General features: G+C 36.0%; 13 protein-coding genes. 11 read left to right on the top strand and 2 right to left on the bottom strand.

Annotation, left to right across the window (positions count from 1 at the left end):
• Positions 1 to 563 precede the first annotated feature (563 nt).
• The 10 genes from panB (at position 564) to JOD29_RS12860 (ending at position 11,248) form a co-directional block, all read left to right on the top strand.
• Positions 564 to 1,400: a 3-methyl-2-oxobutanoate hydroxymethyltransferase gene (panB, locus tag JOD29_RS12905; RefSeq protein WP_124764962.1), complete on the top strand. Its 837-nt coding sequence runs from the start codon at positions 564 to 566 to the stop codon at positions 1,398 to 1,400.
• Entirely contained in the window at positions 1,400 to 2,263 is an 864-nt protein-coding gene (gene panC, locus JOD29_RS12900) for a pantoate--beta-alanine ligase (RefSeq protein ID WP_124764960.1), read from the top strand. Before panB ends, panC begins: the two co-directional genes overlap by 1 nt.
• Positions 2,256 to 2,639 (top strand): aspartate 1-decarboxylase, encoded by a 384-nt coding sequence (panD, locus tag JOD29_RS12895; RefSeq protein WP_124764958.1) that lies wholly within the window; start codon positions 2,256 to 2,258, stop codon positions 2,637 to 2,639. Before panC ends, panD begins: the two co-directional genes overlap by 8 nt.
• Positions 2,640 to 3,100: 461 nt before the next feature.
• Positions 3,101 to 5,914, top strand: a complete 2,814-nt coding sequence (gene dinG / locus JOD29_RS12890) for an ATP-dependent DNA helicase DinG (protein WP_124764956.1) — start codon at positions 3,101 to 3,103, stop codon at positions 5,912 to 5,914.
• A 33-nt stretch (positions 5,915 to 5,947) separates the two neighbouring features.
• On the top strand, positions 5,948 to 6,430 hold the full coding sequence (locus JOD29_RS12885) for a cell wall elongation regulator TseB-like domain-containing protein (protein ID WP_124764954.1): 483 nt from the start codon (positions 5,948 to 5,950) through the stop codon (positions 6,428 to 6,430).
• Positions 6,431 to 6,443: 13 nt separating this feature from the next.
• On the top strand, positions 6,444 to 7,637 hold the full coding sequence (locus JOD29_RS12880) for a pyridoxal phosphate-dependent aminotransferase (protein WP_124764952.1): 1,194 nt from the start codon (positions 6,444 to 6,446) through the stop codon (positions 7,635 to 7,637).
• Between the two features lie 276 nt (positions 7,638 to 7,913).
• Positions 7,914 to 9,209 carry an asparagine--tRNA ligase gene (gene asnS / locus JOD29_RS12875; RefSeq protein WP_124764950.1) on the top strand — a complete coding sequence of 432 codons (1,296 nt, stop codon included), beginning with the start codon at positions 7,914 to 7,916 and terminating at the stop codon, positions 9,207 to 9,209.
• A gap of 301 nt (positions 9,210 to 9,510) precedes the next feature.
• A complete protein-coding gene (locus JOD29_RS12870; RefSeq protein ID WP_124764948.1) occupies positions 9,511 to 10,230 on the top strand; it encodes a DnaD domain-containing protein in 720 nt (239 codons plus the stop codon).
• Between the two features lie 8 nt (positions 10,231 to 10,238).
• Complete coding sequence (gene nth, locus JOD29_RS12865) at positions 10,239 to 10,898, top strand: endonuclease III (protein ID WP_124764946.1); 660 nt, start codon at positions 10,239 to 10,241, stop codon at positions 10,896 to 10,898.
• Complete coding sequence (locus JOD29_RS12860; RefSeq protein WP_124764944.1) at positions 10,895 to 11,248, top strand: YpoC family protein; 354 nt, start codon at positions 10,895 to 10,897, stop codon at positions 11,246 to 11,248. Before nth ends, JOD29_RS12860 begins: the two co-directional genes overlap by 4 nt.
• 200 nt (positions 11,249 to 11,448) lie before the next feature.
• Here the strand turns inward: JOD29_RS12860 and JOD29_RS12855 are convergent, their stop codons facing one another.
• Positions 11,449 to 14,082 (bottom strand): penicillin-binding protein 1A, encoded by a 2,634-nt coding sequence (locus JOD29_RS12855; RefSeq protein ID WP_124764942.1) that lies wholly within the window; start codon positions 14,080 to 14,082, stop codon positions 11,449 to 11,451.
• Positions 14,083 to 14,110: 28 nt separating this feature from the next.
• The gene (recU, locus tag JOD29_RS12850) at positions 14,111 to 14,728 is read right to left on the bottom strand and encodes a Holliday junction resolvase RecU (RefSeq protein WP_124764940.1); all 618 of its coding nucleotides are present in this window, start codon (positions 14,726 to 14,728) and stop codon (positions 14,111 to 14,113) included.
• 238 nt (positions 14,729 to 14,966) lie between these two features.
• Here recU and JOD29_RS12845 point away from each other — a divergent pair, with 238 nt between their 5' ends.
• Complete coding sequence (locus JOD29_RS12845; RefSeq protein ID WP_124764938.1) at positions 14,967 to 15,167, top strand: endonuclease; 201 nt, start codon at positions 14,967 to 14,969, stop codon at positions 15,165 to 15,167.
• The last annotated feature ends 42 nt before the right edge of the window (positions 15,168 to 15,209 follow it).

Genomic DNA, 15,209 nt, shown 5'->3' with positions numbered 1-15,209 from the left:
AAATACAATTTGCTAAAGTCGAAAAAGAAATTTGATGTGTATAGTCATTCTGAAGGGAAGATGAACGGAAAAGCTCGAAAAGAAATGAACAGAGAAGCTGTCCAAAGTTTGAGGAGCATTACAAAGTAGTTGGCGAACCCAGACGTAATTTTTTCAAGCTACAACTACAGAGTAATATGGTTATTATTGGTCTAACTCTAGTATTTTTAATTCTGTACCTTTTCTACTAAACTTGTTATAGTAGCACTATGGACAGTATCTTACGAGAACTGTACCAATCATTTTTATTATTAAACTATAAAAATATCTGCCTTGATCGTAAATCGACAGGGACGGAAGAAAACAGGTGCGTTTAATTAGCATATTACATACTACGCAACCCTTCTGTCCATTTTTTGACAGATGGGTTTTTTGTTTTACTTACAAAGAAACGTAGATGCATTTTGCTTATTGCGTTTGAAAACATGTTTTCTTCTTAGTTTAGGTTCTTTCTTCATTTACTAGATGAAATTGTGCCCAGGCATAATTTAGTGGGAGAGAACCTTTATATAAGGAGGAGAAAAATGAAAACGACAACTGATTTTTTAAAGATGAAAACACAGGGTGAAAAAATCGTGATGATTACAGCATACGATTACCCAACAGCAACCTTCTCGGAACAAGCCGATGTTGATATGATTTTAGTCGGCGATTCTTTAGGAATGGTGGTTCTCGGATATGATTCGACAATGCCCGTAACCGTGGAAGATATGATTCATCATTCAAAGGCCGTTAGACGCGGTGCTAAAGATACCTTTATCGTAGTTGATATGCCTTTTGGTTCATACCATGGGGATCCTAATGAAGCATTAAAAACTGCTGTGAAAATGATTCAAGAAACTGGAGCAAATGCACTCAAACTGGAGGGAGCAGGTGAAGTACTCGAAGTCATTAAAAAGCTTACTAAAGCAGGGATTCCTGTTGTTTCACACTTAGGTTTACTGCCACAATCTGCTAGTGTGTTAGGTGGCTATAAAGTACAGGGCAAAACATCAGAACAAGCGGAACAACTAATCAAAGATGCAAAAGCTTGTGAAGATGCTGGTGCTTGTGCTGTCGTTCTTGAGTGTATCCCTTATCAACTGACGGAAGTAGTTACTAAAGAGTTAATCATCCCAACCATTGGAATTGGTGCAGGACCATATGCAGATGGACAAGTCCTTGTGTTCCATGATTTAGTAAACTTCGGCAATCACCATGTTCCAAAATTCGTTCAAACTTTCTCCTTTGTTGGTGAAGAGGTAGAACGTGGCGTAAAAGGTTATACAAAGGCAGTAAAAGATGGAACTTTCCCGACATTAGAACAAAGCTTTACGATGAAAGAGCAAGTATTAACAACTTTGTACGGGGGCGTTAAGTAATGAAGGTAGTAAAAACGATTGCAGAGTTAAAAACAATTGTAAACAAGGCTAAGGAAAACAGACACTCGATTGGCCTTGTTCCGACAATGGGGTACTTACATGAAGGGCATTTAACTTTGGCAACAGTTGCACGTAATGAAAATGATGTTGTGATTATGAGTATTTTTGTCAATCCAACTCAATTTGGACCAAATGAAGATTTTGAATCTTATCCGCGGGATTTAGAACGTGATGTACAACTAGCATCCACTGTAGGAGTTGACGTTATTTTTGCTCCTTCTGTAGAAGAAATGTATCCAACCGATGGGGGTATTTATATTCGTGCAGGGAAGCAAGCGGAAATTTTATGCGGAGCCACTCGTCCAGGTCACTTTGATGGAGTGTTACAGGTAGTTGCTAAATTATTTCACTTAACTGAACCAAATTGTGCGTACTTTGGTCAGAAGGATGCACAACAAGTTGCCATTATTCAAACTATGGTTCGAGACTATAATTTCTCATTAGAAATTCGAACGGTTCCAATTGTACGTGAATTAGATGGTCTAGCCAAATCTTCAAGAAACGTTTATTTATCAGAAGCTGAACGTCGTGAAGCACCAGCAATTTTCAAAGCTTTACAGATTGCCCATGATGAATTTTTAATTTCTCGAGATGCTGAGAAGGCAATTATTCTTGCTAGAAATTATATAGAAGAATGTACGTCAGGTCGTATTGATTATTTGCAAATGTTATCTTATCCAGACTTGCGCCAGGTTACGGAAGAAACAAAAGAAGTTTTAATCGCAGCTGCCGTGTATATTGGCAAAACTCGCTTAATTGACAATGTCATATTTTCACTTAAAGGAGCACTCGCACATGTTTAGAATGATGATGAACAGCAAGATTCATAGAGCTCAAGTAACACAAGCTGATTTAAATTATGTTGGATCTATTACGATAGATGCGGATATTTTAGATGCGGTTGGAATGCTACCAAACGAAAAGGTCCATATTGTAAATAATAATAATGGCGCGCGGTTTGAAACATATATTATTGCAGGGGAAAGGGGAAGTGGGGTCATTTGTGTAAATGGCGCTGCCGCTCGACTTGTGCAAAAAGGAGATATCGTTATTATTATTTCATATGTTTATGTGGTGAATGAAGAAGCAAAAGGTCATCAACCAACCGTTGCCATTATGGGAGAGCAAAACAAGATTAAAGAAATAATCAGCTATGAACCGGAAGCAACTGTTTTATAGCGCGGTATTGACTCTTATTAGGAATCTCTAACATATTCACTTTTTGCTAAATTGGTTTTTAATTGTCATAATTTGGCCCTTGCTAATCCTATTAATTTAAGATAGAATCTATTTTAGGTGCCAAACCTAAGTAAAGTTTTATACTTTACAACCAAAGCAATCATTACGACACGGATTTGTCGGATTGCTTTGTTTTCGTGAGCAGGGAGATGAGCCCCTGCTCTTTTTAATTTTTAATAATACATACTAGAGTAAGAGAGGGTTCAAACTAATTTGAATTCTCTCTTTTTCAATTTATATATGCTGAGCATTCCTTTTACATAAGGATTCATACATATGACGATAAAGAAATAAGAGTACATATTAATTCTAAAAAATACAATAAATCGTAGGTGATGCATGACCTATCTTACGCTTTATGTTAAAATTCGCATATAATTATGTACTGTGAGTTGATCAAAATGATGGAAAGTCAAAAATATGCAATTGTAGATTTGGAGACAACTGGACATTCGCCTGCTAATGGAGATCGCATGATACAAATTGCAATTGTAATCATGAAAAATTGGTGTATTGAGAAGACTTTTACATCATTTATTCATCCTGGGCAAGCAATTCCATTATTCGTTCAAGATTTAACCAATATTACGGATATTGATGTTCAAGATGCGTTACCTTTTGAATCGCATGCTGAGACAATCTATGAGATGATACAAGATTCAATTTTTGTCGCGCACAATGCTGACTTTGATTTATCTTTTTTACAAGCAGAATTTAAACGAGCAGGGTTACCCGAGTGGAAAGGGAAAAAAATAGATACAGTTGAATTAGCAAAAATTATTTTTCCTTCTTCATTAAGCTTTAAATTAGGGGATCTAGCTTCTGATTTAAATATCCCTTTAGATAATGCTCATCGGGCGGACAATGATGCCAAAGCAACTGCCCATTTGCTACAAAAATGTTGGGAAGAGCTTTTAACACTACCGATTATTACAATTGAACAATTACACAAAAAATCTTTTCAATTAAAATCGAATTTATCTCAATTGTTTTTTGAGGCTCTACAAATTAAGAGAAAAACAACTTCAAATGAAGAGCACAATATTTATTATCGAAAACTAGCGATTAAAAAGAAAGCAGAATTAAAGACAGGAAATAAACAGTTAGAGTACCCACAATCTAACGCTGATAAGATTGCATTTTTCCAATCCAAAATTCCAAATTTTGAAGAGCGTCCACAGCAATTTCAAATGATGGATACGATATGGGATGGATTAAATCTTAAGAAAGAAGTAATGATTGAGGCTTCTACTGGTATCGGGAAAACAATCGGATATTTATTACCGTCTGTTATTTATGCGAAACAACAACAGGGTAAAGTTTGTATAAGCACTTACACTTCGCATTTACTGGAACAATTATTAACTGAAGAGATTCCAAAAATTGAAAAAACACTTGGCTGTCGAGTTAATGTTTCTTTACTAAAAGGGATGAAAAATTATATCGATGTTGTTCAATTTGAACAATTATTAAAAATTAGAGACTTTTCCTACGATGAAACGCTAACAATTTTACAAGTACTAGTATGGTTAACGAAGACTGAAACTGGAGATTTAAATGAAATTAATGTCTCTGGCGGAGGCCAGTTATTCATTGATAAAATTCGGAAAAATCCGGATCACCATAAAAAGGGTAGCGAGCCCTTTGATTTTTATAAAAGAGCTATTGAAGAAAGTGAAACTGCAGATATCGTAATTACTAATCATGCCATGCTACTAGCTGATATGGAAAGACGTGAACCAATATTCGACCAGATCAGAGGGTGGATAATTGATGAAGCTCACCAATTTATTCAAGCTGCTGTTGGAAGAGATGAATCGATTTTTTCATTTACAAAATGGAAATATATTTTTGGGCAAATTGGTCTTTCATCAGAAAATAATGTGTTTGCTAATTTTCATCGAGTATCATTAAAAAAACAACGAGTTTCGAAACAAAGTCTCAATCAGTTAGAAAAGAAATTTATGCAAATGACAAAAGCATTCGATGAAACAATGAATCAAATTGTGCAGGGTATGAAACAACATTCAAAAAGCACGAAAAGTTATACGAAATATACATCCTTTCTACAAGAATTAAATTTAAATGAAACACTACTTAAGTCTGTTTCTAAGGGAATACAACAATGGATTGATTTAGCGGAAGATGCGGCACGTCAATTCTCACAAGAAGTAGAAGAAATTGCTCCAGAACACTTAGTCATTCTTGAGCAGTGGAAATATTGGACTCGAGAAATGAAAATGAAAGTATCTGAATGGGAAGATGTATTTTTAAATGATGGAGTGGATTCATCCACATGGGTGGAAATTGACCGTCGAAATATTCCTGGAAGTATTCAAGTTTATAAAAAACCGATACAAGTGAAAGACCATATTCGAAAGTTATTTGATCCAGTACGAAATCATCATGGGATTATTTGGACATCTGGAACATTAACTGTACCGAATAATAAACGATTTATAGCCGACCAGTTAGGCATTCGTGATGAGGTTCCAATTATAAATTTACAAGCTCCTCCAACGTATTACAGTGGGGCAAAAGCCTATATAGTAAATGATATGCCAGATATTCAATCGGTTTCACAGCACCGATACATTGAATCAATTTCAATGGCCATAACTCGCATTGTCCGCTCTACAGAGGGGCGTTCATTTGTATTATTTACTTCACAGGATATGTTAAAGAAAACCGTAGAATTAATTCAAGAGAGTGAACTTCTCAATGATTATGTTCTTTTTGCTCAAGGAGTTACTGGGGGCAGTAGAATGCGTTTGTTAAAGTCCTTCCAAAAATTTAACCATTCCGTGTTATTTGGAACAAATAGTTTTTGGGAAGGAGTAGATGTGCCAGGTGATGGATTGGCAAGTGTCATTATAGTGAGATTGCCATTTAGCTCTCCAGATGAACCATCATTCAAAGCAAAATCAATGGATCTGCAAGCCAAAGGTCTAAATGCATTTACGAATTTATCGTTACCTGAGGCAATCATACGATTTAAACAAGGCTTTGGTCGATTAATACGTTCATCAAAGGATAAAGGAGTATTAGTCGTACTTGATCGAAGAATTGATACTAAATCTTATGGGAAAGAATTTTTAGATTCTTTACCTCCAATATCTATTCAAAAACTACCTCTACAAAATATGGTTTTAGAGTTAGAACATTGGTATAATAACAAACATGAGGAAAGAAAGCAGGTAGACAAAAATGAATAATAAAAATACACCCAAACTGGTTACGGTGAGACAATGAAAAACTGGTTAATTTTTATCACTGTATTTTTACTTTCGTTAACACTTGTTATTTCTATTCTCGTAATTTGGAAAGCCGATGAGCCTTTTGATGAAATTGAAAAGCAGGCATCAGATTTAGCTATCTCTTCTGATCACCTGAAGTTCGTTTCTGATGGTTATGTTTATAATGGTAATGAACCGTACATTACTTTGTTCGGGGAAGATGAACGAGGTAAGAAAAAAGCAGTTTTTGTTCCTGACAACTTAGAAGAGAAAATGATTCAGGAAGTTTATTTGCAAGACGGTATTACAGAGGAACAAGCTTTATCGGTTTTAAATAATAAAGAGGAAGTAAAAGAAATTCTTCATACAAAATTAGGCTATGAAGAAGTTGGTGCTGTTTGGGAAATTACATATACCAACGAATCAGACGAGCTAAATTACGTTTATATTTTGTTTGAAGATGGACAATGGTGGAAACGAATTTTGAATTTGTAGAGGAGCAAAAAAAATGAAAAACTTATTGGCGAATCGTGTAAAAACTTTATCCCCTTCAGCGACATTAGCGATCACTGCGAAAGCAAAAGAACTGAAATCACAAGGAATTGATGTAATTGGATTAGGAGCAGGTGAACCTGATTTCAATACACCTCAAAATATCCTAGATGCAGCTGCAGATTCTATGAACAAAGGCTTAACAAAATATACTCCAGCAGGTGGATTACCTGTTTTAAAACAAGCGATTATCGATAAGTTAATTCGTGACAACAACCTTGAATACAAACCAAATGAAATTATTGTAGGTATTGGTGCAAAACACGTATTATATACTCTATTCCAAGTATTATTAAATGAAGGCGATGAAGTCATTATTCCAATCCCTTACTGGGTTTCATACCCTGAACAAGTTAAATTAGCAGGTGGAGTACCAGTTTATATTGAAGGGTCAAGCGAACAAAACTTTAAAATTACAGCTGAACAACTTCGTAATGCCGTTACAGACAAAACGAAAGCAGTTATTATTAACTCTCCAAGTAACCCATCAGGTATGGTTTACACACGTGAAGAATTAGCTGAAATTGCTGAAGTAGCAGTTGAAAAAGATCTTGTAATCGTATCTGATGAAATTTATGAAAAATTACTTTACAATGGTTTAGAACATTTCTCCATTGCACAACTGTCTGAAGAAGTGAAAAAACGTACGATTGTTGTTAATGGTGTTGCAAAATCACATTCGATGACTGGTTGGCGTATTGGGTATGCAGCAGGTGATGCAGAAATTATTAATGCAATGACTGATCTTGCTTCCCATTCAACTTCAAACCCAACAACAACATCACAATATGCTACAGTAGAAGCATATAATGGACCTCAGGATTCCGTTGAAGAGATGAGAAAAGCATTCGAATCACGATTAGAAACGATTTATCCAAAATTAAGTGCAATCCCTGGTTTTAAAGTACTAAAACCACAAGGAGCATTCTATTTATTACCTGATGTAGCTGAGGCAGCACAAAAAACAGGTTTTACATCAGTCGATGATTTTGCAAGTGCACTATTAACTGAGGCGAATGTAGCAGTAGTACCGGGTTCAGGATTCGGAGTACCTTCTACAATCCGCTTAAGTTACGCAACTTCATTAGATTTACTTGAAGAAGCAGTAAAACGCATGGACAACTTTGTTAAAACAAAATGGCAAGACTAAATTAATTCGTTTACAAAATAATTGAAGAAGACTTCACAGAGGAGAAGTTCTCTTTAATCAGTAACACAAAAGACTGTCTTGAAAACGATTTGCAGACGAAAAGCGCAGACCAATGAAGACAGAATAGAACAGTAATGGTACGCGGGCTAAGACCGGTACGTCCTGTGCCAACGTCCACTTGACAAACATCCTGTGACTTCATTGGTCAAGTGACGAAGGATGGAAGCGTTTGTCAACAGTCTTAAATAATTTAGTTCTTTTGCGGAGGACAACAATATGAAAAAAATAATGATTCAAGAAATGCCAAATCATATTGGCGAAACTGTAAAATTAGGTGCTTGGCTAGCGAATAAGCGTTCAAGCGGGAAAATTGCTTTCCTACAATTACGAGATGGTTCTGGATTTGTCCAAGGTGTAATCGTCAAAGAAGAAGTAGGGGAAGAAGTATTCGCATTAGCGAAAGGTCTAACTCAAGAAACGTCAATGTATATTACAGGCGTTGTAAAAGAGGATAGCCGCTCAAGTTTTGGTTGTGAATTAGCAATCTCTGAGATTGAAGTGATTCATGAAGCGAAAGACTATCCAATTACACCAAAAGAACACGGAATTGAATTCTTAATGGATAACCGTCATCTTTGGTTACGTTCTCGTAAACAACATGCAATTATGAAAATTCGTAATGAAATCATTCGTGCGACATATGAATTTTTCAATGACAATGGTTTTGTGAAAATCGACCCACCAATTTTAACAGGTTCGGCTCCAGAAGGAACTTCAGAGCTTTTCCATACAAAATACTTTGATGAAGATGCTTATCTATCTCAATCAGGTCAACTTTACATGGAAGCAGCTGCAATGGCACTTGGAAAAGTGTTTTCATTCGGTCCAACCTTCCGTGCAGAAAAATCTAAAACTCGTCGTCATTTAATCGAATTTTGGATGATTGAACCGGAAATGGCGTTCGTTGAATTTGAAGAAAATCTTGAAGTTCAAGAACAATATGTTTCTTATATCGTACAATCAGTGTTGAAGAATTGTAAAATTGAGTTGGAACGACTTGGTCGCGATACATCAAAATTAGAAAACATTCAAGCACCATTCCCACGTATTACGTATGATGATGCGATTAAATTCCTACACGAACAAGGGTTTACTGATATTCAGTGGGGCGATGACTTTGGAGCTCCGCATGAAACAGCAATTGCACAAAACTTTGATAAGCCAGTATTTATCACTTGCTACCCAGTTGGTATTAAGCCATTCTATATGCAGCCACATCCAGAAAGAGACGATGTTGTACTTTGTGCTGACTTAATTGCTCCGGAAGGCTATGGTGAAATTATCGGTGGTTCAGAACGTATTCATGATTTTGATTTATTAAAACAGCGTTTAGAAGAGCATAACCTAGACTTAGACGCATATGCATGGTATTTAGACCTTCGTCAACAAGGATCTGTACCGCACTCTGGATTTGGTTTAGGATTAGAAAGAACAGTTGCTTGGATTAGTGGAGCAGAACACGTTCGCGAATCTATTCCGTTCCCAAGACTATTAAATCGTCTTTACCCATAATCAATTACGACTTGGTGTAATTGCGTCGAAATTTTGAAATGTGCTTAGTCCTACATGTTGCAGGTCAGTTAGCTGTTGTTGCAAGGATGGACGATCTTAGGCTAACAACCTGGAACTCATTACAAAATCAATGACTCGCTGAAGCCAAATCTTCATTTAGTTGGGTTTGTACTCATCTGAATGAAGATAGATGACATGATATGAACATAATGAAAGCGTCCGTGTGTATCTTTTTGCGGACGCTTTCCTTTCGTATTAGTTCAACTAACTGACTATAGAAGATAGAAAGGAGTCAACAACAATGGCCGAAAAATTCAATCGACTCCGTGCATGGACTGAACAAGGGAATGTGTCTATTCCCCAACTATTTTTAAAGTATTACAAAGATCTAAAGATGACTGATGATGAAGCCTTAATACTTATTCACTTATTATCATTTCATTCTGAGGGAATCGATTTTCCAACGCCTTCAGATTTATCGCAAAGACTTCAAATAAACGATAATGAAGTTTCCATGAAACTTCAGCGCCTTATGCAAAAAGGATTTTTAGAAATTACACAAGGTGTTGATGCTAATGGTAAACTAACAGAGAAGTTTTCCATTTACCCACTTTGGCAGAGAATTTTAGACCAACTTGAAATGACGTCGATGTCAAATGAAAAAGTGGAACAAAAAAATGAAGAGGGAGAAATTTTCTCCATTTTTGAACAAGAGTTTGGTAGACTATTATCTCCCATGGAACTAGAGACGATTTCGATGTGGCTAGACACGGATCACCATTCGCCAGCCATTATAAAAGCTGCGTTAAAAGAAGCAGTACTTGCAGGGAAGATATCGCTTCGTTATATCGACCGTATATTATTCGAATGGAAAAAGAAAAATATTACGTCTATTAAACAAGTTGAAAAGCATTCAGAGCAATTTCATAAAAATATAAAGCCTGTGATGAATGAAAAACAAATTAAGAACGATAATACACAAAAAGTTTCGTTTTACAATTGGCTTGAAGAGAGAGAGTAGGTGAAATCATGCTAACAATAAAACAATGGCAACACTGCCTTGACGTCATGGACGGTATGTTTCCTGATGCCCATTGTGAGCTTGTTCATGATAATCCGTTTGAATTAACCATTGCGACACTTTTATCTGCTCAATGTACAGATGTATTGGTTAATAAGGTGACTAAGACACTTTTCCAAAAATACAAAACGCCAGAAGACTATTTAGCTGTCCCGTTAGAAGAATTACAAAATGATATTCGTTCCATTGGGTTATATCGCAATAAAGCTAAAAATATCCAAGCATTATGCGAAAAGTTAATCAATGAGTTTAATGGGGAAATTCCTCAAACTCGAGAAGAGCTTGTCACATTACCAGGTGTTGGACGGAAAACAGCAAATGTCGTGTTATCTGTAGCATTCGGGATACCTGCCCTAGCTGTAGACACTCATGTTGAGCGTGTTTCTAAACGTTTAGGATTATGTCGAATAAAGGATACAGTTTTAGAAGTCGAAGAAACGATAATGAAAAAGACACCAAAGGAAGATTGGTCGAAAACTCATCATCAAATCATTTTCTTTGGACGTTACCATTGTAAAGCACAAAATCCACAATGTAATGTCTGTCCGCTACTTGAAGATTGTAGAGAGGGGAAGAAGCGTCTTAAAAAGGGGCTAGTGAAAGTATGATTCCAGTAAAAAAAGAAGCCATCTCAAAAGAATTAATTGAACCCTATTTTGAACGGTGGGAACGATTGAGTGATCAAATTTTTCATGCCCACGATGAACGGAACGGGGAAGCAAAATCATTGATGGAAGAAGGTATTGCTTTATTCGAAGAGTTAGTATTGAACACCTCACTAGTTGAGCAAACTTCCTTGATCCAAACTAATGAAGAATATGAAGTATTTCCAATCAATGGGATGGAGCGTTTTCTATTTATTAAAGCAAGACCTGCACAATATGCTTGTTTCCGTCAATTAGATGAATTATTTAAGGAAATTAAAAAGCGTTATGCTCGGTTACGAATAAAAGCATAGTTGGAGGAGTTGTCGCAATGGGATTTGCGCAACTCCTTTTCTTATGTAATTAAACTAAGGCATTTAAGAAAATGACATGTCTATGCGCAGGAAAATCTAGGTGATCAACCAAGAGAAAAGTAGGAGAATTGATCCCAAATATAAAAGGACTCAACAGGTTAACTTTTTCCTGCTGAGTCCTTTTTATATTTTATTTATTTTTATTGACTATTTTCAGTTGGATTTATTGGAAGTTCAGGAGGTAAGAGGGTACCATCATCTACTTCACCAGTGCCTCCATTATTTCCGTTATTATTCCCGTTTCCATTTCCGTTGTTGTTTCCGTTCCCGTTGCCGTTTTCATTGCCATTCCCGTTATTATTCCCGTTTCCATTGTTATCTCCATCAGGAATGCCATCCCCATCTAAGTCGAAGTCTTCCTCGAATCCAGTATCTGGAACCTCTACTTCAGGTTCTTCTACAGACTGGTCAATGAAGAGTGAAACGGATGCTGAATCACTTCGTGCATCATTAGAAACAGCTGTCACGGTAAATGTATAGTTTCGGCCAGGCTCTATATTAGAAACTGAGACTTTTTTCGAGTCTGTTGTTGCAATGACTACAGGAGCATCTGCATCAACAGTCATTGTTACTTCAAATTGAACATTTTTCTTACCTTTACCTTTTCCTTTATAGTCCCAAGATAAGTTAATTACATTTTCTTTTTCTTTGTAATCAGCTTTTAATCCTGTAGGAGCATCTGGAGTTGTTTGTTCATATACTTCTGAAACTTGCTGTGGTTCAGTACCTTTTACAAATAGCTCAGTTTGGCGTAATTCATTAGGTGTATAATCACTTGCTAATCTTAATGGATCTGAACCGACTTCAATCGTTGCTTCTACAACTGAACTTGGCTTTGTAAAGTTAGGTGTTTCAATATCTGCTGAGATTTCTGACATAATAGTTTTAAATAATTTTTGTGGTAATAATCGCTCATCCCAAGTAGTAATTGGTTCTGAACGTTTAGAATAACCACTCCATATTGCAATAGAATAATTTGTAGTATAACCAGCAAACCATGAGTCAGGTACACTTGTACTTGGTAAATTATATTTCGCAAACTCATCACCTGAATAGTTTGTTGTTCCTGTTTTACCCGCTACATCTAACCAAGTGATTTGGGCAGTTTGACCTGATGCACCTGGTTTATTACTCAATACATCTCTTAAAATATCCGTAACCATATATGCTGTGGAGTCATTCATCGCGACTACAGATTCTGGTTTATAAGAAATTTTTGACCCATCACGGAATACCACTTCTTTTATTGAGTAGGGGTCATTATATACTCCGTTATTACCGAATGCAGCATAAGATGCAGCCATTTGAATTGGTGAAATATTTACTCGGCCACCACCAATTGCATCCGATTCTACTAGGTAATCTACATCGATTCCAAGTTTTGAAATAAAGGCTTGTGATTCTTCCAAACCAACTGATTGTAATGTTTTTACGGCTGGTACGTTTCGTGATTGATACAACGCTTGTCTAATTGTCATTGTACCATTATATTTTTCATCCCAATTTCGAATTACTTGATCAGATCCGGAATAAGTCATTCTCTCATCGACAATTGTTTGACCCGTTGACCATTTTAAGTTTTCGATAGCTGGTCCATAATCGACAAGAGGTTTTAAAGTTGACCCTGGTGAACGTGAAGTTAAATCTTGTGCAAAGTTATAATCTCGATCTGCATAGTCTCGACCGCCACCGATTGCTTTAATTTGACCTGATTTTGTATCGATTACTGACACACCAGACTGAATGTTTTCAGTAGGGAAGTTTTCAGAGTTATTCATAACATCTTCAACGACCGTTTGGGCATTTGGATCAAGTGTCGTGTAGACTTTTATTCCATCAGCTAATAATTCTCCATCACCGTTTTCTTCTAATTCTGTTAATACTACATCAAGAAATGCATCATATTTTGTCCCAGTAACACCTTGTCTTTGGTCTTCAGGAAGTAAGCCAGCAGTTACATCAGCTTTTTTAGCAGCCTCAGCTTCACTTTCTGAAATTTTCCCATGCTGTGCCATTAAACTCAGTACAATATTACGACGTTTTTTTGCGTTTTCTGGATATTTAAATGGATTATAGTTATTTGGACTTTGAGGCATCCCCGCAAGTAAAGCCATTTCATCAAGAGATAATTCACTTAATTCTTTACCATAAAAATATTCCGCTGCAGTACCAAAACCATAAATTCTTCCAGACATTAGAATCTTATTAAAATACATTTCAAAGATTTCTTCTTTTTCATAGTGCTGCTCCAATTGGATGGCTAGCCATGCTTCTTGAGCTTTACGTTTTAATTGCTTATCGTTACTTAAAAATGAATTCTTAACAACTTGTTGAGTAATGGTACTCGCACCTTGTGCACCAAAACCTTGTGTAAGGTTGGCAACTACGGCACTTCCTAAACGCCAAATATCGATCCCGAAGTGATCAAAGAAACGAACGTCTTCTGTCGCCAAAATGGCATCAACCATTTCTGGTGGAATTTCATCATATTCGACATATTTTCGATTTTCTGCACCAATTTTTGCGAAAAGTTCACCGTTTGTATCATAAAACTCTGAAGAAATAGGGTCTTTTAACAAGTCTTCATCTAGTTCTGGAGCCGAACTTGCGTAATAGGCGAATAGACCAACTCCACTAAGAAATCCAACTATACCGATAGCTACTAATGTTAATAGAATTCTTTTTGTCCATATTTTCAGAGGTTTTCGTTGTGCTCGTTTTTGTTGTTCACGTTGACGCTTTAATTCTTCACGTGATCTTCTTTTTTCTGTCAAAATAATCTCCCCACTTTAATAAACTAAATTACCCGTTTGAAATGATTTTTTTAATTGCTGATAAATAATCAATGCTTGGATTAAATCCGCGTTTAATTTCATAAGCTTCTTTTTCAAATATCTCTAATGGAATTGATTTACGACCACCGTCTTCCATCGTTTTCCAAGCAGTAAAAAGTACCTGAAAAGGTAAAACAAAATAACGCTCTAACACTGAAAATCGCACAATCGTAAATGCAATTCCTTTTTGGCTCACTACATCTTTCATATGTGTCACTTGGTGATGATGTATATTTTTTAACGGGAATGAAGTTTTGCTTTCTGTTTCTTTTGCTTCAAAATCTAAATAATACCCATCCCATACACCGTTAAAATCCGTTGTTGATGGAGTTCGAAAGTATGCCTCACGGATTACTGCAGCACTACGGGACGGATATTCTACTTTGACGATTTGAACTGGAACAGGTTTCTTATGAATGATGGCAATTTGTTGATTTAAATAGTATGTGTTCGTTTCGTTAATTTCATCTTCAAGTGTTTTACCTCGGTTACTAAAAGAGATGTCCTTCTTCTTTTTTACATTAGATGACGATGCATCATTTTTCGGCGGATTAAAAACCTTTCCATTAGGATAACGAATTGCCATAAAATCACCTCTTTTGAAATGATAGCTTTATTTTACATCATTCAGTAAGGGTACATATGCCCAAAGTTTATATTTTAGCTTTCGACAGTCTCAAATCCGCTATTGTTTATTTGAATAAACGTTGTAACTTGGAAAAATATCGAATTTATTGTTCTTTTAGCAACTGATGTCTAGTTTTGTTAAGTCGCAAGGGATTTTCTATTTTTCAATGAATATAATCAAAAAAGGAGGAATTCGTATGCATAACAAAATCCAACAACTTCTTTCCCAAATTGACTGTGTAGACAAAATGATGACAGCAAAAATTGAGAATGAACGGTCTTCGATTAATGACCAATTTTACTCACAATTAGTAACTACTCATCAAAAAGTAAGCTTAGCAGAAAAGCGGTATCATGTAAAGAATGCCTGTTCCCCTATTACTAGTGAAATAGATTGATTTTTGGTAAACTAATAGTACCAAAAAATATTCGAATATGCG

Source organism: Lysinibacillus composti (genome assembly GCF_016908465.1).
Taxonomy (GTDB): Bacteria; Bacillota; Bacilli; order Bacillales_A; family Planococcaceae; genus Ureibacillus; species Ureibacillus composti_A.
Note: the sequence above shows the minus strand (reverse complement) of the source record. Positions and strands in the feature narration are given on the sequence as shown.

Coding starts and splice junctions, on each gene's coding strand:
- panD (WP_124764958.1), top strand. CDS start 2,256: ATGTTTAGAATGATGATGAACAGCAAGATTCATAGAGCTCAAGTAACA.
- JOD29_RS12880 (WP_124764952.1), top strand. CDS start 6,444: ATGAAAAACTTATTGGCGAATCGTGTAAAAACTTTATCCCCTTCAGCG.
- JOD29_RS12845 (WP_124764938.1), top strand. CDS start 14,967: ATGCATAACAAAATCCAACAACTTCTTTCCCAAATTGACTGTGTAGAC.
- dinG (WP_124764956.1), top strand. CDS start 3,101: ATGATGGAAAGTCAAAAATATGCAATTGTAGATTTGGAGACAACTGGA.
- JOD29_RS12870 (WP_124764948.1), top strand. CDS start 9,511: ATGGCCGAAAAATTCAATCGACTCCGTGCATGGACTGAACAAGGGAAT.
- panC (WP_124764960.1), top strand. CDS start 1,400: ATGAAGGTAGTAAAAACGATTGCAGAGTTAAAAACAATTGTAAACAAG.
- panB (WP_124764962.1), top strand. CDS start 564: ATGAAAACGACAACTGATTTTTTAAAGATGAAAACACAGGGTGAAAAA.
- recU (WP_124764940.1), bottom strand. CDS start 14,728: ATGGCAATTCGTTATCCTAATGGAAAGGTTTTTAATCCGCCGAAAAAT.
- asnS (WP_124764950.1), top strand. CDS start 7,914: ATGAAAAAAATAATGATTCAAGAAATGCCAAATCATATTGGCGAAACT.
- JOD29_RS12885 (WP_124764954.1), top strand. CDS start 5,948: ATGAAAAACTGGTTAATTTTTATCACTGTATTTTTACTTTCGTTAACA.
- JOD29_RS12860 (WP_124764944.1), top strand. CDS start 10,895: ATGATTCCAGTAAAAAAAGAAGCCATCTCAAAAGAATTAATTGAACCC.
- nth (WP_124764946.1), top strand. CDS start 10,239: ATGCTAACAATAAAACAATGGCAACACTGCCTTGACGTCATGGACGGT.